The 18,545-nt window shown below is 57.9% G+C and carries 15 protein-coding genes; 7 read left to right on the forward strand and 8 right to left on the reverse strand.

The genetic code is table 11. The features are described 5' to 3' along the window. Positions 1-101: 101 nt before the first annotated feature. From FTW19_RS22840 to FTW19_RS22850, 3 genes are all read right to left on the reverse strand, one after another. Complete coding sequence (locus tag FTW19_RS22840; protein WP_246153456.1) at positions 102-2,198, reverse strand: VWA domain-containing protein; 2,097 nt, start codon at positions 2,196-2,198, stop codon at positions 102-104. A gap of 151 nt (positions 2,199-2,349) precedes the next feature. After that, positions 2,350-5,379: a carboxypeptidase regulatory-like domain-containing protein gene (locus FTW19_RS22845; RefSeq protein ID WP_147649886.1), complete on the reverse strand. Its 3,030-nt coding sequence runs from the start codon at positions 5,377-5,379 to the stop codon at positions 2,350-2,352. Beyond that, a complete protein-coding gene (locus tag FTW19_RS22850) occupies positions 5,379-6,272 on the reverse strand; it encodes a TIGR03435 family protein (RefSeq protein WP_147649887.1) in 894 nt (297 codons plus the stop codon). The genes FTW19_RS22845 and FTW19_RS22850 overlap by 1 nt, the downstream gene beginning before the upstream one ends. 129 nt (positions 6,273-6,401) lie before the next feature. On the opposite strand from FTW19_RS22850, the gene FTW19_RS26325 reads away from it, so the two are divergent. Next, a complete protein-coding gene (locus FTW19_RS26325) occupies positions 6,402-6,536 on the forward strand; it encodes a hypothetical protein (protein WP_281292403.1) in 135 nt (44 codons plus the stop codon). Positions 6,537-6,631: 95 nt separating this feature from the next. Here the strand turns inward: FTW19_RS26325 and FTW19_RS22855 are convergent, their stop codons facing one another. From FTW19_RS22855 to FTW19_RS22870, 4 genes are all read right to left on the reverse strand, one after another. Continuing rightward, positions 6,632-7,312 (reverse strand): response regulator transcription factor, encoded by a 681-nt coding sequence (locus tag FTW19_RS22855; protein ID WP_147649888.1) that lies wholly within the window; start codon positions 7,310-7,312, stop codon positions 6,632-6,634. Further along, positions 7,309-8,970 carry a sensor histidine kinase gene (locus tag FTW19_RS22860; protein ID WP_147649889.1) on the reverse strand — a complete coding sequence of 554 codons (1,662 nt, stop codon included), beginning with the start codon at positions 8,968-8,970 and terminating at the stop codon, positions 7,309-7,311. The genes FTW19_RS22855 and FTW19_RS22860 overlap by 4 nt, the downstream gene beginning before the upstream one ends. Positions 8,971-9,351: 381 nt before the next feature. Further along, positions 9,352-10,569 carry an amidohydrolase family protein gene (locus FTW19_RS22865; RefSeq protein WP_147649890.1) on the reverse strand — a complete coding sequence of 406 codons (1,218 nt, stop codon included), beginning with the start codon at positions 10,567-10,569 and terminating at the stop codon, positions 9,352-9,354. A 460-nt stretch (positions 10,570-11,029) separates the two neighbouring features. After that, positions 11,030-11,971, reverse strand: coding sequence for a VWA domain-containing protein (locus tag FTW19_RS22870; RefSeq protein ID WP_187143134.1), 942 nt, complete (start codon positions 11,969-11,971; stop codon positions 11,030-11,032). On the opposite strand from FTW19_RS22870, the gene FTW19_RS22875 reads away from it, so the two are divergent. Next, the gene (locus tag FTW19_RS22875) at positions 11,971-12,549 is read left to right on the forward strand and encodes a hypothetical protein (RefSeq protein WP_147649892.1); all 579 of its coding nucleotides are present in this window, start codon (positions 11,971-11,973) and stop codon (positions 12,547-12,549) included. The two genes, FTW19_RS22870 and FTW19_RS22875, sit on opposite strands and share 1 nt — an antisense overlap. Before the next feature lie 132 nt (positions 12,550-12,681). Then, positions 12,682-13,569, forward strand: coding sequence for an alpha/beta fold hydrolase (locus FTW19_RS22880; protein WP_187143135.1), 888 nt, complete (start codon positions 12,682-12,684; stop codon positions 13,567-13,569). 228 nt (positions 13,570-13,797) lie between these two features. Here FTW19_RS22880 and FTW19_RS22885 read toward each other — a convergent pair whose 3' ends face one another. Continuing rightward, positions 13,798-14,631 (reverse strand): TIGR03435 family protein, encoded by an 834-nt coding sequence (locus FTW19_RS22885; RefSeq protein ID WP_187143136.1) that lies wholly within the window; start codon positions 14,629-14,631, stop codon positions 13,798-13,800. A gap of 194 nt (positions 14,632-14,825) precedes the next feature. On the opposite strand from FTW19_RS22885, the gene FTW19_RS22890 reads away from it, so the two are divergent. From FTW19_RS22890 to FTW19_RS22905, 4 genes are all read left to right on the forward strand, one after another. Beyond that, a complete protein-coding gene (locus tag FTW19_RS22890; RefSeq protein WP_147649895.1) occupies positions 14,826-15,248 on the forward strand; it encodes an ester cyclase in 423 nt (140 codons plus the stop codon). Between the two features lie 140 nt (positions 15,249-15,388). Then, complete coding sequence (locus tag FTW19_RS22895) at positions 15,389-16,216, forward strand: pyrroline-5-carboxylate reductase (protein ID WP_187143137.1); 828 nt, start codon at positions 15,389-15,391, stop codon at positions 16,214-16,216. Positions 16,217-16,482: 266 nt separating this feature from the next. Beyond that, positions 16,483-17,634: an IS481 family transposase gene (locus tag FTW19_RS22900; RefSeq protein WP_147649897.1), complete on the forward strand. Its 1,152-nt coding sequence runs from the start codon at positions 16,483-16,485 to the stop codon at positions 17,632-17,634. A 165-nt stretch (positions 17,635-17,799) separates the two neighbouring features. Continuing rightward, entirely contained in the window at positions 17,800-18,540 is a 741-nt protein-coding gene (locus tag FTW19_RS22905; RefSeq protein WP_147649898.1) for a hypothetical protein, read from the forward strand. The last annotated feature ends 5 nt before the right edge of the window (positions 18,541-18,545 follow it).

The raw sequence follows: 18,545 nt of genomic DNA on the forward strand, positions 1-18,545 counted from the left end.
AGGCCCGGGGCTAAAGCCCATTTATCTTTACGCCTTTATCAGCGGGCTGAAGCCCGCTGCTCCCACCCATCTTAGCCCCATGCACCCGCAGGGAAAACACCCTACCGCACCGCCATCGTAGTTCGCCAGAAGTTGACCTTCCCGCCGGTTGGATCGATAACTGTCACCTGGCACTCGTATTCGCCAGGTGCTCGCTCACTTAACGGAATTGCGAACTCAAGAGGGATCGTATTGAGTTGCCCCGACCCTTTCGCAACTTCTGCAGGTGCGCTCTCGAATACTCTCTTCCCATCTCGATAGAGGCTTACCTGTGCAACGACCGGTGAAGCACTCTTCGTCCGCGGCTTGTATGCCTGGAGATAGACAAACATGGTCTGGCTCGTTTGAAAGACGCGTGTGACACTTGGAACGAGCGTCAAGCCGTTTTCGACGAGCGGATGTTGTTCCGCAGCCTTTGCACTCCGCTTCTGCGCGTTGTAGATCGCGTCCTTCAGGGCAGTTCGCTGGCTGCTGAGCACCACAGAGCTGATGGGCAACCGCTGGTCTTCCTTATCGAGGTTGGGAATCACGAATGCCGTCTGATAGCTGCCGATCCGGCCCGTCTCATCGTCGCGTGCCAGGAACTTGATCGTGTAGCGGCCGGGCAGCAGCGTGAAGCCGGTGCTGTACACGATGGGATGATGGGCGATCTCCGCCGCATCGGTGTCGCTCAGTTTCGCGCTCACCTTGTCCCTCACGTTTGCGACCGTAGTGCCTGCTTCGTCTTTGATCTCGCCAATGAAGTCGATGGTGGTTCGCTCTGCTCCAAAACGCTTTGCCAGAGCCAGTTCGCGCCCTGGAATCTTTACAGTCAATGGAATGAAGTATTCAGCATGATTGATCTGGAAGTAGTCCAGCTCCATCGCGATCGCCAGATCCGTGATCGGGTCGGGCAGCATCAGCGCATCTTCAAGCTGACGTTCCTTGTCAGCAACGTTGAACTGGTTGAACTCTTTGTTCGCGTAGTAGCCCTGGCGATAGTCGAGATCGGCTTCAAGGTCGGAGCGGTTGAGCGCCACCTTCACGCGGCGATACTTGCCATCCTTCGCGGTATTGGTGGTGTAGTAGCCAACGATGTAGTAGCTGGAGATGGAGCGCTCCGCGTTGTGGATGCCGCGGCCGAGATCATTGGTGTCCAGCAGCGCCTTACCGCCGGTATCGCCGGCAAGCGCGTACAGCGTGTCCTGCGACTGCTGCATCCGGTTGGTCATGGCCAACGCCGAGGCCCCCGTGTACATCTGCGATCCGCCGGCGGAGCCCTGTGTCGCATCCCCGAGCGGTGCACTGGCGACGAGCCCGCGGGCATCAATCGGCCAGAACGAGACTCCGGCGCGAATGGCCGAGTTGATCGTCGCATGAAGCTGTGCCTGATTGTCCATGCTGTTGAGCCGTAATCCGCTCGCGAAATACACCAGGCACTTCTTCTCGCTGAGACGGCCGAGCATGTTTGCCGCGGTCTGGAGCGCAGAGAGCTGGCGATCCGTATTGAAGATGTTGAACTCTGTATCGTCCTGGCCAAAGGCTGAGCCGGAATCGGACGCAGCGGCGTCGCCACTCGTGGAGTTGTCGTATCCACGGTCCTCTCCTACGGTGAGCGTCGCAAGGATGCTGAGGAGACGCGTACGGTCAGCGGTGAAGTCCTGCAAGACCTCCACTGCTGCGCCCGAGTACCGGAGGATGGCGAACATGTCCTGCGGCTGCATCTCAGTGCGGACGAATTTCTCTGCCGCCGACAGCGCGCGATACTGGTCACCGGGATCCATTCCGGTCATGTCGAAGTAAAGCGCAAGAAGCCGCTTATCGCGATACTTGCCGCTGCCCTTCAGCTCCGGCTCGATCTCGAAGTGCGACAACTTGTTATATGGCTTTACGTACGCGGGCGCCGGAGGCATAGCGACGGCGGTTGGCTCTGCCAGCGCCTGATATTCCGGCTCTGCCAGTGCTTGATATTCAAAGACGCGGATATTCTGCGGCGCACCATTTTCCGTAATGGCGAAGTCCTTCTGCGTAAGGCCGGAGACCGGATTGCCCTTCTTGTCCTTGACCGAGATGGTTTCGATGACAAGTTGCGACGACACCTTCAGAATGGGCGTGCCGTCGCTGGTAGTAGTCGACGCATTTTGCCCTACCTGTTGAGCGACGGCGACAGCAGTCCACAAGAACAGCAATGCAGTGGCGATAGAGCATTTTTCCTGTAGGTGTAGTGCAGGGCTTTTGCATCTATGGGCGTTTTCCACAATGAAAACGCCGCTGCACGCCCCTCCCGGGATACCCAGCAACAGGAAAAATGCTCTAGCGAGTCTCATGGAACTAGTACCTCAGTCGTGCGGTCATCTGCAGAGTGCGCATGCTGTTGGGCGAAGTCGGCAGACCGAATTGTGTGCTTTGGAGATTGGCAACATACGATCCGAAGGCAACGTGGTTGAGTACGTTGTTCGCCTTGATCTGCAGATCGAGGTTCCAATGGTCGCGGAGACGGAAGGTACGGCTCATGAAGAAGTCCATGCTCAACTGCGATGGCCCGGTGATGGAGTTCCGCCGCGCGTTGCCAAACTGCCCCGATACCGGAGCTGCAAAGGCGGCAGGATTAAGCGCGAGGCCTACGGGCGCAGCATAGATAGACGCGCCGGTGAGGTCAGGCCGCACCGAGCCATGCGCTCCGGTGCCTCCCAGCAATGCCGCGGTATACGGCGTGACTGGCAAACCGCTGCCGGCGGAGATCGTAACCAGAGCTGTCCACTCTTTGTAGAGCGAACCACGCCAGCCATCGAGCAGCGACCCGCCGCCGATACCCATGCCTGTGGTGTACTGCGCCGACGCGCTGAGCAGGTGACGTTGATCGTTGGTGGAGAGGCCGCGTTCCGCTGCGAGGTCACGCCAGTTCTGGGCAGCGGGCAATGTCGCGCTGCCGCCGTTCTGGCCGCCGAGCACCGCGTCATTATCGATGGACTTCGCGAAGGTATACGCGACGCTTGCCGCAAAACCGCTACGCAGGCGGCGCCGGAGCTGGAACTTCCCTGCTTCACGCGTCGAGTTACCGCCGGAGCTGATATACGCAAATCCGACCGGACATGAAGGGCACGGATTGCCGGCGCCTGGAGCAAACGAGTTCGGGTAGGACTTCTGCATCCCATGCGTGCCCTTGTTCCCGAGATAGCTCGCGTTCCATTGCAGCGACCACGGCAGATCACGCTGCACCTCGAGTGTCCATGTCTGGATGCTGCCGATCTTCAGATTCGGATCAACGGCGAAAGTGTTCTGCGTTGTTGTGGCGCAGGGATTGAAGGCCGAAGCCAGCGTCAGCGGGCAGACGGTACTGTTCTGAACGTTGAGGCTTTTGGAGAGAGGCGACTGTTGTGCAAGCTGCAGATAGAGCGATGGATAAACAGAGGTGTCGTAGTTAATGCCATAACCACCGCGCACCACCAGCGAGCCGCCAGTGTTCGGATGCCAGGCAAAGCCGATTCTCGGCTCCAGACCAAGACGGTACGGGCGCAAGAGCGAATCGGGATAGTGCTGGCCCGTTACCGTTCCCAAAGGCGCACTTGCGAGAACGGGTGCGGCAGCGGAGAAACCATTTGAGAGATCAAGGTTGACGAGGCGATTTTTCAGCTCCGTCATGGGTGCACCGAACTCCCAGCGGATGCCGGCATTGACACTGAATTCCGGACTCAGCCGCCAGTCATCATTCACATAGGCGTTGTAAACCGATTGGCGCAGATACTTGTCGGCATTGCCAAACGAGATCGCGCTGGCGTCAGGAACACCAACCAGAAAGCCGGCCAGATCGGAACCGCTGCCGGGAACGTTGCTCTTGCTTGTCGCGGTTCCCGTGAAGGTAAGAGTGCCGCGTGGGTTTGCTTGCGCAAGATAGTTGAACTGCTGCCTACGGAAGTCAAAACCGAATGCAAGGTTGTGCCCTGAGTGATTCCAGGTGAGGCTCGCGGAGACTTTGTTCGTTTCGTTGCGATTGTGCGCACTGATGCCGTCTGTCAGCGCAGCGATGCCGCTGCCGCCAGAGAAACTGAGAGTGGGCGGTCCCCAATCAACCGGCGCACGGCTGTTGCCTTTGATCCCCGCGCTTCCGGAGATATCTGCGCGGTTCTGCCAGTAGGGGGTGTCTGTCGTTGCCAGACGGCTGAAGTCATATGCGAGATCGAGACGAAGACGTTGATTGAAGCTGTGCAGCCAGTCGATGTTGCCGTTGTGGCCCAGAATGCGCTCGGTATCGGTGAAACCAAAGAGATTGTTTCCGCTGGTGCGCGTGCTGGAGAAGTTGAAGTACCCCCTGAGCTGGTTCTTTGTGTTGAGATTTTTATCCATGTGCAGGTTTCCAGCATCAATGTGAGAACTGCTGAGAAGCGGAAGCTGGAAGTTGTACCGGCGATTGCCTGCAACATTCGGCAATGGATAGAGATTGAGAAGAGCCTGCGCCTGCGGCGTGACCGGCACCTTGTTGTTGAGGTACGGCTGTCCAGTCGCAGGGTCGTAGATAACAACTGGTTGCCCTGTAGCCGTTGTCTGGCCCGAAAGATCACCAGTACGCTCTGCGGCAGTCGGCACCAGCGCGGACGTAGTCGCAGCAGTGCTGACGCGATGCCACGTGTATTGCGCGAAGACGTATGGTCCATCGCGCAGCAGGTGCGGGATGCGCAAAGGACCGCCGGCGGTGACCGCGCCGGTGTAGTTGTTGTAGGTTGGCTTAGCGCCTTCGTTGCCGGCAAGCGAATACGAGCGTGCATCCAAAGCCGAGTTCTGTTCCTGGGCTACAAGGCTGAAGTTATACGGCCGGCGCCCGCCGGAGCGATTGTTCCCGAACGAACCCGGCAAGCGGAAGCTCGACGTTGCGCCATTGCTGACGCTGCCATTTACCAGCAACCCAGGCTCTGCACCAAAAGCAGCGGCGCCATCCGGGCGTAGCGAGTCTCCGCTTACGGAAGATACAGCAGTGACTCCTGCAGGCGGAGCGGGCTGCGTCGCGCGTTGTGGTGCGGGCGGTGCGATGGGCATGTGTTTCTCAAGCTCGCCGAGGGTAAGTAACGACAGCTCCCAGCGACGCGGTGCAATGTCAGAGCGGACATCCATCTGCTCGCGCACCGTCGTGAAGCCGAACATCTCCACGCTGACGGTCCACGGTCCATCGTTGAGATCTGTGAATGCATACGCACCCGAAGCATCCGTGACAACAGTGACCGTCTTGCCGTCATGCGATGCCGTGACCGACGCGCCCGGGACAGGCAGGCCTTTGAAGGTCACGGTTCCGCGAGTGTCAGCCGCATGAGCCTGCAGAACGAATGCCCCAAGCAGAGCGAGAACCAGCCAGAACCAATACGAGCGCATCAGTTCTCCGTCGGCGTCTTCTCAATGTGATCCACGACAAGCTGCATCAGAGGCGCCTTGCGGGATTCGAGCCTGAGACCGTACTGTTGCAGCGCGTCGAAGATGGTGAGGCGTGGCTCGGAGTGAGTGTCAGCACCGCCGTCAGGCCCCTGTCTTGGACCACCAGGACCGCCAGCCCCGCCAGGGCCACCAGGGCCACCAGGTCCACCCGGTCCTCCGCCCATGCGGAGCATCATGTTCTCCGGAAAGAAGGTGAGATCGATGTCGTACTCTCCCGGTAAACCTGTCTGGTCTACGATCGGCTTATCGGTAAAGCCGGAGAGCGTTTCGCTCAGTCTGCTCATGGTCACGGCGGGTCCGGTCAGGTGCAGGCCAGACGGGCCACCCAGCATCTGAATGTCACCGCGCACGGGCGTGCCCGGGCGACGGTTGGGACTGTCAGGGTAGTCTGACGGCGGGATTGTCGTCGTCTTGAGCTTCGGTCCGTTCTTGCCCACGACCAGCGCGTAGACTGCCTGCTCTTTCGTCTCGCGATGTAGCTCTAGTTTGAAGCGGTCTCTCAACAGAGACTGCAGCATCTCCGGTACCTGGTCTCTTGTGGCGCCCTCGGGATACTTCGCCTCGATGTCGAAGCGGTTGCGTATCGACTCAGGGCCACTGACCTGGAACTCCTTCACTCCGTAGGCCACACGAATGAGATCCCGCACGGAGACATTCACGTAGTGAATCATCGAGCGGTCAGCGTTCATTCTGATCGCGATCATCTCCGCCGTTGCGGATGCTCCCGGGCGAATGGACGCGACCTCGAACGAACGGCTGCTTTGTGGCTGCTGCGCAGTTGCGGCCGCAAAGGAAGCGGCCAGCACGACGGGAAGGATCGAGAGCGGTTTCATAAGCCTGATTCTGGCGCGGGGCGCACGTCAGGCGTGCAAATTGTATGTAAGGAATGTAAAGTCGCGGCTGGGCTGCCGAACCTATGCCCTCAGCGGCTAAAGCCGCGTCTCAATGGAGATCCTTATGGCATGGCTGAAGCCAATGCCCTTAAGCAAGGCATTCGCACCTTCGGCGCGAAATGGTTGCGCTACGCGCAACGGAAGGATGGCGCTGAACACGATCCGCCCTGTTATCCGGTCGCGCGCAGCGCGATGTCGTGTTAAGGGCACGGCTTTAGCCGTGCCGTACAGAGCTAGAAAGAGACCGCGGCTTTAGCCGCTGAGGGCCTCCACCATGATGCTCAGCAACAGGAAATGCTCTAGATCGTCAGTTTGTATCCAGCACCCTTGATGGTGAGCAGAAAGCGCGGATAGCGAGGATCGGCCTCGATCTTCTTGCGCAGGCCGGCTACATGCACATCGACCGTGCGGCTCAGCATGCCGCCATCGGCGGACCACACATTCTCCAGCAGCTCTTCGCGGGTGACGACGTTGCCACGACGTTCGAACAGATACTCAAGCAAGCGAAACTCTATCGGCGTAAGAACCACAGCAACGCCTGCGCGAGAGACTTCATGCTGGCGGAAATCAACGCGGATGTCGCCGAAAGACGCAACCTCCGGAGAAATCACCGACGATTGCGACCGGCGAAGCAGTGCTTCGATGCGCGCCATCAGTTCGATGGGTTCGCAGTTCTTCTGCACGTAATCGTCCGCGCCAAGCTTCAGGCCCAGCACACGATCGATCACCTCGCCGCGTGCAGTAAGCATCAGTACAGGGGCGGATACGCCCTCACGCCGCAGATCACGGCAGATATCGAATCCGTTCTTACCCGGCAGCGACACATCCAGCAGGATGAGGTCAAACGTATCCGCACATGCAGCCTGATACCCTGCACTTCCGTTGCTCTCCCATATGACGTCATAGCCGTCCGCACGCAGACGATCGATCACACCGATCGCAAAAGCGGGTTCGTCTTCAATAAACAGAATGCGGGTCATGCGGGTATTCTCAGCGTAAAGGTGCTGCCTCGTCCTGGTGCGCTTACGACTGTAACGGAACCGCCGTGCGCCTCGGCGGCGGAGCGCACGAGGCTAAGGCCGATACCCGAACCCGAAGCGCCCGTCTCTACGGCAGTTCGGCCGCGATAGAAGGGCTCGAACAGGCGTTCCTGATCCGAGTCCTCGATACCCGGACCGTGGTCAGAGACATGAACAAGAATCACGCGTTCCTTCACAGAGTGTTCGGCCCGGATGCCGATCCACCGGCCACTCTTTGCATACTTGATGGCATTCGAAAGCAGATTGTCGATGGCAATGCGGAGCAGGCCTGCATCGCCGTGAACTGCGGGAAGTCCGTGAGGAACGACCTGCTCTACATGAAACTGCTCACGAGCAAGCTCTTCCTTGTGGGCATCCAGGGCGGCAGCGATCACTGCGTCAACATCGACAGACGTGCGCATTCGTGTGCCGAGGTGGGAGTGTATGCCGGCATATTGAAGCGTCTGCTCGATCATTTCGCTCAGCCGGCGTGACTGCTGATGGATGAGCTCGCCGTACTGGGAGACCTTGTCCGCACCCGTCACCAGGCCGTCTGCCTGATTGCGCGAAAGCATGGAGATGGACGATACCGGCGTGCGCAGTTCATGCGAGATCGCGGCAACGAACTGCATTCTCTGCTCAGCAACCTGCTGCATCCGGTGCGCGCCAATCACAAGCAGAACGATGGCTGCGCCAAGCAGCAGTTCCGCCGCGACACCAATCAGGAGATCCCGCCGGCGCTCAAGTCTGAAAGCTGCAGGAAGCGACATACCGCGACGTGCGATCTGCAACTCCCAGATTCCATCTCCCAACTGAGGAGGCCCCGGCGCTCTGCGATTGATCGTTCCGATCTGATAGTGCTGGTAGAGGGAGATACCCCTGCCCGAAGTAGAGGGTGGGCCCTTTGGCGCCGGTAACAGACTCCGGAGCGGCACCGTGAAGAACGTTCGCCTGAGATCCGGCGTAACCCTCGGGCCATAGATCCGCTCGCCGTCACGATCCCGCGAGACGATCGCGAAATCATAGTCGTTCATGGAGGATTCGCCAAAGGTCTCCTGAAGCAGCGCCGGGACGAGCGTGTCCTTGATGAAGTCCTCGTTCAGCAACGCGACAAAGCAGCGGCCGCCACGTGATGTCCTGAGTACGATCTGACCTCGGCCGGGCGCGGCCTCTTCGCGGACAGAATCGAACAGGGGTGACGTGATTGCAAGCGGTTGCGTGGAAATCAAACTCATGCAGTCCACCGGCTTCATCCACTCGGGTATCGATACAGCAGCGAAAGCACCGGAAGCATCCGCGCGCCGAACCCGGGGCTGTGGACCAGAAGTATCCAGAAGATAGAGTTCCTTCAGAACCTTCGGCGAAGCGGGCAATGCCGCACCAGTTGACCATGCTGTTTGAGCGTCGTTCTGAAGGAATCCAACGACGTCGGCGATGTTCCGATTGAACCGCGTCACAAAAAGAGAAGCGGAAGCATTAAGGTGTTCGCGCTCACGCTGTATATCTGCAGCGGCCACACGTTTCGACCATCGATACTGCACAAACGCGACGACGCCAAGCAGTATCGCCAACGTAACGCAAATAGCGATCAGAGTTCGGAAGCCGAAGCGTAGGTGCATGGACGTGGATTCTAAAGCATTTTTCCAGTTGTTGGTATTCCGGAAGAGGAGTGCGGCGGGGTTTAACGGGTGGGAGCAGCGGGCTTTAGCCCGCTGATAAAGCACAAAAATAAATGGGCTTTAGCCCTGGGCCTTTTCCTGACGGATAGAAAAGACCCAGGGCTAAAGCCCGTCTCTCTTAGAGTCCGCAAAACGCGGGCTGAAGCCCGCGTCTCCCACCCATTTCGAGCTCCGCTCGAATAGTTCACAGCCGCGAACCAAGTTCGGCGGGTTCCGGTACGAATGGATGACGCCCAACGCATGGGTGCCCGAACGGCCCTTCATTTAGAGTAGCGAATTGCTACGGCTCGTATGAAATACAAGGCTCGTTCAGCGAATGAATCACTTCGTCGGTCGATCTGCCTGCCAGATTACAACGCCTCCGCGGATTGTATAGAGAACGTGGTTGAATGTCTCTGGACGGCCCGATGCCGGATCATCTGACAGAACCGTCAGATCGCCGCGCATTCCTGGCATCACTTTGCCTTCATGCTGTGAGAGATGAAACAGCGCAGCCGGAGCTGTCGTCAGCATGTCCAATACATCGCGAAAGGTAAATCCCGCAGCCATCAGCTGGCGAAATTCCTCGCTTTGATCGTAGTCGGCAAGAAATCCAGTGTCGGTACCATAAACCAGGCGCCCGCCAAGCTGGCGGAATTGATAATCCAGCCCGCGAATCTTCGCGATATCACTGTCCTGGGAAAATAGCTTCAGGGTCGGAATGATGGTCATTTGCTGCGCGACCATACGCTGCAAGACAACTCCATCAATTCCGTTCACAGACTCTGGCGTATGAGCCAGAACATCCACGCCGGCATCGATCGCCACTTTCGTTCCTTCCATGTTCGATGAATGCGAAAAAACCAGCCCTCCGCTCTTATGTTCCTCCTCGGTAGCTGCACGCGCGATCTCCACTTGCATGGGAGTGACTTGATTTGGACGAACGATTGAACCGGTGAAGAGCTTGAGGATGTCCGCTCCGGCGGCGTGGTTCTTGTCGACAAGCGCCTTTGCATCGGCGGCAGTCTCTGGTTGTCCCAGCTTTGCTTTCACGTCTGCGGGAACGTCCGCTAAATAGAAAGGCAGCGCATGGGCAGGATAGAGTGGAATGCCCGCGGTGAAGATGCGCGGACCGAAGACTTCACCACTTTCTATCCGCTTCCGCAGTGCAACGGTATTCTCTACCTCCGAACCCGTATCGACCACCGTCGTAAATCCTGAGTGGGTGAGCATCTCGCTCAACTGGCGTGTCAATCTCTCTGCGGGTAGATGTGCGGCATCGTTCCACTTTGGCTCCATAAAATGCACGTGCGCATTCCAGAACCCGGCGAGCACAACACACCCCTGGCAGGAAATCCTTTGCATCCCCTTAGGAATGCGCACATGCTCTCCTGCATCCGCAATCACACCCTGGTGGATCACGATAGTCATATGCCTGCGCAGTGGCGCCTCTGGCGACGTATAAACAGCCGCGTCTTCAATCGCCAACTCCTGTGCCACACCAACCGCGGACGGAATGAGCAGCAACAACCCAAGCACTCTATTGCACAGTCTTCCCACCGTCGGACTCCTCCTTACATGCGCGATCGAGCATTTTCCCTGCAGGTGTAGTCGCTGCGCATTTTTTCCGGGATACCCAGCAACAGGAAAACCCTCTAAGCGCGAAATGGTTACGCTACGCGCAACGGAAGGATGGAGCTGAGCACGATCCGCGCTGTCCCCGGTCGCGCGCAGCGCGATGTCGTGTTTAAGGGCATGGCTTTAGCCGTGCCGTACAGAGCTAGAAGAAGACCACGGCTTTAGCCGCTGAGGGCTTGCATCTAGTTAAGTGGTGAGTCATTAATTCGCCGGCAGCGATGGAATCGCTCTCTGGCAGACAACGACGGCAAAGAGATTTTATTCCTCGCTATGACTCTCCCCTCGAATGACTATGGGAGACCATAGTACTCCACTCGAACATCTATGCGAAAGATTTTTATCTGCGATTTTAAGGATGGAGAGACTGGATTGACGCAAATTGTTATCGGCTGGCGAAATAGCCGGAGCGGACCTCAACACGATCTACGCGATCGGGCATTTGAAGTTCAATCGCATGGAACGCGCCATCGTGCTTAAGATTAGCTGGCGTATAGATAAGCCGGTATTGGTTCCGCATCGCCGATTCAATCATTTTCAGGTCATTCCAGATTGCATCCGGTGTCTCGTCAGCTTGAAACACACGCCCACCGGTATTGGCGGCAAGGTCCGCCAGGGTCTTCGGTCCGGTTGAGTCTGGAGAAACGCTCGAGCGAACCCGAAAAGCGTAGATCACAGTGTTGCTATGCTGGCAGGCCCGCAGAGCTGACTCAAGCGATGTCAGCCCGGCATTATCCTCGCCATCGGAAAACAGGAGAATGAAGTTCCCTGTCGCTGACGGATCTGCATTCTTTAGATCGTAGGCACAGGCGCGAAAGATCGCGCTGAAGATCGCCGTTCCCCGGAGAGAGCTCATCGCTCCCAGGTGCACATTCTGGATCGTTTGCGATAAAGACGATGGATCGCCGGTCCACTGTGAGGCAGTGTTTGCCGCATAAGCGAAATCAATCGCAATAGCCTGGTCCGATCCCTGCCGGAAGATACGTTCCGCGAAGCGCTGTGCGATGCGCTTACTGACCGGCAAAGCTTGCTGCATCGATCCGCTCGTGTCGATCAGGATCGCAGCCCGAATGGGTCGATTGACCACGGAGTCGAAGCTGACGATCCTGCGCGGAAGCGAGCCGTTATCGAGAAGGCGCACTTCATTGCCTTTGAGGTCGTTTACCGGAAGTCCGTGGCTATCAAGTACGTGGAAGGTCAGCACAACCTCATCGACAGAGACCTTTAGCGTGTAAGGATTCTGAGATCGATCCTCCGAAGGCGCGGTCTGCGCGCACGTGTGCCATGTGCAGAGTAAGAGAACGTAGGCCGCTATGGACCAGGTCAATGAACAACTACGCATGCTTACCTGAATATCGCAGCAGCCGTGGGAAGGTCGTAGCGATGATGAATAGACGCAAGCCTGCGCATTTCGTCATACCTTACTTTCATTCTTGTCTCCCAAGCATCACCCAGCATACGATGCTGCTCATGAGAAGACTTGCTCCGTTCCTTTCCGCCGTCTTGCTTGCAAATCCGTTTGCCGGCCCGCTGCAGGCTCAAACCTCCACGACACAAAGCGCACAGCAGTTATACGGGCCAAGGGTGACTCTCGATGTATTGAGCGACGTGAAGGGCGCTCAACTCGATGCATATCGCAAGGAACTAGTTTTAGAACTTGAGCATGATCTCTCCGAGAAGCTAACCGCACTCGGAGTTCAATCGAGGGATCAGCAAGAGGTGGAGTTGGTCCTGACGATTGAGTCCGCTGGAAATCTCTCATCATTGCGATTGGGCGCAGGCACGCAGGGTACACCTATGGCAAAAGCCGTTTGGGCGGCAGTAAGGGACGCCAAATACGCGGCGCTTCCACGTGGCCTCAATAATTCGAGCCTCAGAATCAGTGTCCACGTTGTGGCTTCCTGATCGCGCTTGCCGAACTTTATGAGCTTTCAGCTACTCGTCCGCATTGTCGTCGCGACGCTGTTGTGCAGTCGCGTTTGGGCTCAAACATCCCAACCGAAAAGTGACGCCGATTTCTCTCCTCATGAGGTGAGGATGATCCAGGTCGAGCCTGGGCTCAGGCTTGAGGTTCTCGATTGGGGTGGGACAGGCCGGTCTCTTATTCTTCTCGCAGGCATGGGAGACACCGCTCATGCGTTCGATACTTTCGCCCGGAAGCTCAGAACCAACTATCACGTCTACGGAATCACCCGGCGCGGGTTCGGAGCATCGGGCAAACCTGAGTTCGTGACCGCCAACTACAGCGCTACCCGCCTGGGAGATGACGTGATCGCCGTGATCTCGGCGCTTCATATCAATCGGCCGATTTTGGCGGGTCACTCTCTCGCAGGAGAAGAACTCAGCGACATCGGCTTCCATCATCCTGATGTCGTCGCTGGCTTGATCTATCTGGACGCGGGCTACACCTACGCTCTCTACGATCAGGCCCACGGTCAAGTTCTGCTCGACGGCCTGAAGCTGCGAGAGATGTTATCGCAGCTTGTACCGGGCAATATTCCCACAGATGTCCCTAAATCCCTGAATGAAATAGAAGAGCAGCTCAAACTGCTGGAGAGGGAAATTGCGGAGTACCGATCCGAGCTTCCACCTACACCTACCGGTTCAGGTCAGAGGGCGGCGCCACCACCGTATCTGTATGCCATCTTCTCCGGCTTCGAGAATTTCCCCACCATTCACTGCCCGGCGCTTGTGATCTTTGCAGAACCGCATGATTTCGGACCAACACAGGACTACTCAGCATCGAGGGCGGCCTTCGAAGCACGCGACTTGCGTATAACGGAGTACCAGGCCAAAGCATTCGAGTCTCAAGTACCCTCCGCCCACGTCATTCGTATCCCACATGCGAGTCATTACGTATATCGATCACATGAGCAGCGGGTTCTACAAGAGATCGATGCGTTCATCTCTTCCCTTCCAAACTGATCACATTTCAGGTAAACGCTAAATGAAGAGTGCCCCGAATCGGGTGGGAGACGCGGGCTTCAGCCCGCGTTTATTGGCTCTATAAGAAACGGGCTTTAGCCCTGGGCCTTTTTTCTTTATCAGGAAGGAGGCCCAGGGCTAAAGCCCATTTACTTTTACGTCTTTATCAGCGGGCTGAAGCCCGCTGATCCCACCGAGCTCAGCACGCTCTGGTCTACGTTTCCTCGGCTAGTTCGGCGTTGGAGCCTCGACATGCTCTACAACCAGGAACTCCTGAGGCGATTTGCCACGCTCGAGCTTCAGACCAAGCTGTTCCGCTAAGGCAGCCTCAACGGGAAGATAATCCTGTCCTGTCGAAGTGTCGTAGGAGGAGCTCCACTGAAGTTCAAAGTCCCAAAGGCCAGATAAATTGGTGCGGTCAACGACCGGTCCTGGTAGCTGGCCTCCAATCATCTCCGCGAGCCGCTCGATTGTCTGGCCGCGGGCGGCCAAGGCACAGCCGTGCGCAGAACAGGTCTCTCTGATGGCGGGCTGTGTAAGATCGTCTGGATTGTAGCGGCGCTCGTCGCCATCGACGAGTGGTTTCGCCGTCGACCGCCTGAGTTTGGGCTGCTTACCGGTAACGAGTAGAAAGCTGGGCGCCTCGCGCGTTTCGACATGATAACGAAGATGGAATCTGTCCCTGAGGATCTCCTGCATCATCGCTAGTTTGGCCTTTGCCGCCTCGTCATCCGTCATGGATTTGAGCGCTGCGTTTGTTTCTTCGCCGGGCTGTGCATGAATGACATAGATGGCGTGGCGTAGCGAGTCGGGAACGCCCTCGATGTGATCGTACTGAAGGTGAAAAGCCCTGGACAGAAAGCCCTGCAGGCCCCAGTTTGTAAGCTCAAGGCGGCCGTTGTGGACGCCTTCCACGCCGCCATTCACCGTCAAAGACCCATCTCGAGCAACCTGGCCTTCGTGAATTGAAACGACCTCGTAGCGGAACGTAGTTATAGGTTGCTGTGAATATACGTACGCCGACGACAATATCAAAAAGATAGGAAGGATTACTCTGCTCATCAATGCCTCTTCTTCCTGATCGTTCCTGCTAGGAAGCATACAAGACGCCGAAGCATCAGCCCGGCGCAGCAACGCCAGGTATCCGGCACATTGAAGGCCCAAGGGCTCTATAGGTTTCCATGAAGGCCCAGACGAATCACCGCGAATTCCCTCAACTGGACTAATATGCTCAGGGTGCTGAAAGGAGAACCGCATTGACACAGGAGAACTCGGCTATCGTTCGTCGCTTTGCAGAGGAAGTGATCACCCAGGGTCAGATCGATCGAACCGTGGAGTTCGTCTGGGAGGATGTCGTTGAGCAGGTTCCCCTCCCTGGTCAAGGTCCAGGGCTTGAGGGTGTGAAGGACATTATTCAAGCCTTCCGCACTGGCTTCCCCGATCTCGTCTTCTCCGTTTTAGAGCAGATTGCGGAGGGAGAGAAGGTGGTGAGCCGGTTCGAATGGACCGGGACACATCAAGGTGAATTCTTTGGAGTGCCTCCAACGGGAAGGCAGGTCCGGGTATGGGGCATCGTCATCGATCGCCTGGAAAAGGCCCGGATCAAGGACACCCGCATCCTCATGGACACGATGGGATTGATGACGCAACTGGGCGTGATTCCGAGTCGCGCAGCATGAACACGCAATCAGAGAGCCTTCCGCTATGAGTATTTTTCCTGTAGGTGTAGTGCAGGGCTTGTACATCTATGGGCGTTTTCCGCAATGAAAACGCCGCTGCATGCTCCTCCCGGGATACCCAGCAACAGGAAAAATGCTCTATGAGTGAATTGCCAAAGGTCGGCATCATCGGTGTGGGTACCATCGCGGAGGCCCTGACGAACGGCCTGTGCGGGTTCGGTGAACGGCGTGCGGAGATTCTGCTGTCTCCTCGCAACGAAGTCATTTCGGCGCGGCTTGCGCTGCGGTATCCCGACGTCACGGTCGCTACCGATAACCAGGCCGTCGTGGATGGAAGCGAGATCGTCATCCTCGCGGTCAGGCCGCAGGTGACAGAGCAGATCGTCGGAGCGTTGCGTTTCCGGCCGGATCAGAAGATTGTCAGCCTGATCGCAACCTTCAGCGTCGAACGGTTGTCCCCGCTGGTGGCGCCGGCGAATGAGATCTCCCGCCTGATCCCGCTGCCTCCGGTTGCAGAGCGGCAGGGACCGCTGACGCTCTACACACAGTCGGAGGAGATCGCACGGCTGCTCGATGGGCTGGGCCGCCTGATCCGTGTTGACGAGGAAGCACACCTCGACCTGGTCAGCGCGGTCACCTCACTGATGGGCACGTACTTCGGCATGATGGGAGCGGTAGACGGCTGGCTGATCGAAGGTGGTTTCAAACCAGAGGCATCGCGCGCCCTCGTGGGTGAGTTGTTCTTCCTCCTCGCCCAGGCCGCGGAGAAGCGGTCCGAAGAATCGTTCAGCCGACTCAGCCGGGAGTACTCGACGCCGGGCGGGCTCAACGAGCAGGCCTGGCGCGAGTTGCAGGCCGCCGGATGGGCCGATCAGATCCAGGCCGCACTGGACCTGGTTCTGGACCGCATCTACGGCCGGGCGACCTTTGACACCCGCCTTCCCCAGAACCGCGTCACCGGTGACTGATTGGCAAACCGGCTTTAGGGGCCCTAGCCGAAGCGCCAAAGGCGCTTTGTTTTGCTTAAGGGCACGGCTTTTAGCCGTGCCGTATGGCCCTCCACTAAGACGCGGCTTTAGCCGCTGAGGGCGTAGCCTCGGTGCCTCAGCGGCTAAAGCCGCAGGTTTTCCTACGCTGTTTCGGCACGGCTAAAGCTGTTCAGTTCCATGACATCCTTTACACCTTGTCTCCAGACATCCTTTACAGGTTTATGCCTGTTTAGGGGTGTTTTTGGATGGCATGGAGGAAGGTGGAAGTGGAAGCGCAGCGATTGCGGTTTGTGGAGGCGGCGATGATTGGAGAGCGATCGTTTTCGTCTCTGTGTATGGAGTACGAGATTAGCCGTCCGACGGGTTATCTGTGGCTGAAGCGATACCGTGAGCATGGAGCGGCCGGCATGCAGGAAGCCAGCCGCAGGCCTCTGCTGAGTCCCCGTCAGAGCCCTGCCGAGTTGGAAGAGCAGATCGTGTCTTTACGGCGCCAGCATCCTGACTGGGGTGCACGTAAGCTTCGCGTTCTGCTCGGCCGATCTGGGGTGAAGGTGCCATCGTCGACCGTACATCGAGTGTTGCGTCGGCACGGTCTGATCCACCGGCTGGACAGCCATCCACAGGCCACTGGCAGCTTCTGTCGCGAGGCGCCTAATCAGCTCTGGCAGATGGATTTCAAAAGCCCTAAGGGATGGAACGCGCATCTTGGCCCCTTATCCGTGTTGGATGACCACAGCCGCTATGCCTTGGTGTTGGAGCAACTGTCCTCGGGTGAAGGTCTCGTCGTCCAACAGAGGCTGGATAAGGCGTTCTCTGACTGTGGGTTGCCCGAGGCCATGCTGATGGATCACGGCCAGCCCTGGTGGAACGCGCAGTCACCAGGAGGATGGACGCAGCTATCCGTGTGGCTGATGCGGCTGGGCATCCGGCTGTACTTCTCCGGAGTCCGCCACCCGCAGACCCAGGGTAAGGTGGAACGCTTCCACGGTGCCCTGGAGCGGGCACGGAGAAGGTGCGGGCCGATGGATACGCCGCCTGGCCAGTCATGGCTGGACCGCTTCCGGGAAGAGTACAACCATGTTCGTCCCCATGAAGCGCTGGACATGGAAACGCCAGCAGACCACTGGCACCCCAGCCAGCGAGAGTACACCGAACCACGTAACCCCGCGTATGCCCCGGATGCCGAAGTGCGCGAGCTCAACAGCAACGGAGCGCTCTGGCTGGACGGACGCAGCTGGCAGGTAGCCGGAGCCCTGGCTCATCAGCCTGTCCGTCTCGCTCGCATCGATCAACGCATCCTGATCTTCTACGGTGACACGCCCATCCGGGAACTCGACCTCACGGGGCAGGGTTCCACGATCGTGGAACCCTGCCCCGCAAACTCACTCAATCTGTAAAGGATGTGTGGAGACAAACTGTAAACCATCTCTGGAGACTAGACAGCTAAAGCCGTGCCCTTAAGCAAGGCATTCGGACCTAGGGTTGCGGAGGGTCGGCATCCAAGCTCTATAAACAAAATTCCGGCTTGACAATATATCCGTAACGGACATATTGTCGATCGCATGGCGAAGGTCCTGAACCAGCATTACCGAACGTGGTATGCGATGCTGCTGCGGCTGTATCCGCGGCGTTTCCGTGAACGGTTCAGCGAGGAGATGGCGCAGACCTTCGACGACATGTGCCTGGAGCGCCAAAACGCCAACCGTGGACTGTTCGGATTCGTATTGTGGATCTTTTTCGAGACATCCGTAGGAGCCATTCGGGAGAACACAACTCATATGACACAACTGAGCAAGACGATGCTGCGTGTGGCGCTGGTGGCGCTGTGCCTTTTGATGGTGCCGTTGGTGGCATCGCGTGTGGTGGAAGGATGGAACTGGCCCCCGCGTGCCTTTGTGCTGGTATATGTCCTGTTCTTCGGAACGGGGATGGCCTATGCACTGATCGCGCGAAGGATGGGCTCGTGGGCGTACAAGGCTGGCGTCGGTTTGGCGCTGGCGGCTGGGTTTGTCCTGGGATGGTCCAACATGGTCCATGTCGCGGACTCGGAAAATCCGGCGAACCTCGCGTACTTCAGCGTGCTCGTGGTGGGGATTGTTGGAGCCTCGCTGGCGCGCCTGCAGCCGCGAGGGTTGGCTCGCACATTGTTCGCGATGGCGGTGACACTTGCAGTGATTGCCGCCTTGCTGCCTTCGGGCGCGCCTCCCTACATGGCGCGGAATATGGTGATCGGGCATGTCATCCTGGTGGTGCTGTTCACCACCTCAGGCCTGCTGTTTCGGCGCGCGAGCTTGGCGGATTAAAGCGC

It is taken from the genome of Terriglobus albidus (assembly GCF_008000815.1).
GTDB lineage: Bacteria > Acidobacteriota > Terriglobia > Terriglobales > Acidobacteriaceae > Terriglobus > Terriglobus albidus_A.

Coding starts and splice junctions, on each gene's coding strand:
- FTW19_RS22895 (WP_187143137.1), top strand. CDS start 15,389: ATGAGTGAATTGCCAAAGGTCGGCATCATCGGTGTGGGTACCATCGCG.
- FTW19_RS22885 (WP_187143136.1), bottom strand. CDS start 14,631: ATGAGCAGAGTAATCCTTCCTATCTTTTTGATATTGTCGTCGGCGTAC.
- FTW19_RS22900 (WP_147649897.1), top strand. CDS start 16,483: ATGGCATGGAGGAAGGTGGAAGTGGAAGCGCAGCGATTGCGGTTTGTG.
- FTW19_RS22875 (WP_147649892.1), top strand. CDS start 11,971: ATGAACAACTACGCATGCTTACCTGAATATCGCAGCAGCCGTGGGAAG.
- FTW19_RS22850 (WP_147649887.1), bottom strand. CDS start 6,272: ATGAAACCGCTCTCGATCCTTCCCGTCGTGCTGGCCGCTTCCTTTGCG.
- FTW19_RS22860 (WP_147649889.1), bottom strand. CDS start 8,970: ATGCACCTACGCTTCGGCTTCCGAACTCTGATCGCTATTTGCGTTACG.
- FTW19_RS22880 (WP_187143135.1), top strand. CDS start 12,682: ATGATCCAGGTCGAGCCTGGGCTCAGGCTTGAGGTTCTCGATTGGGGT.
- FTW19_RS22905 (WP_147649898.1), top strand. CDS start 17,800: ATGGCGAAGGTCCTGAACCAGCATTACCGAACGTGGTATGCGATGCTG.
- FTW19_RS22855 (WP_147649888.1), bottom strand. CDS start 7,312: ATGACCCGCATTCTGTTTATTGAAGACGAACCCGCTTTTGCGATCGGT.
- FTW19_RS22845 (WP_147649886.1), bottom strand. CDS start 5,379: ATGCGCTCGTATTGGTTCTGGCTGGTTCTCGCTCTGCTTGGGGCATTC.
- FTW19_RS26325 (WP_281292403.1), top strand. CDS start 6,402: ATGGCTGAAGCCAATGCCCTTAAGCAAGGCATTCGCACCTTCGGCGCG.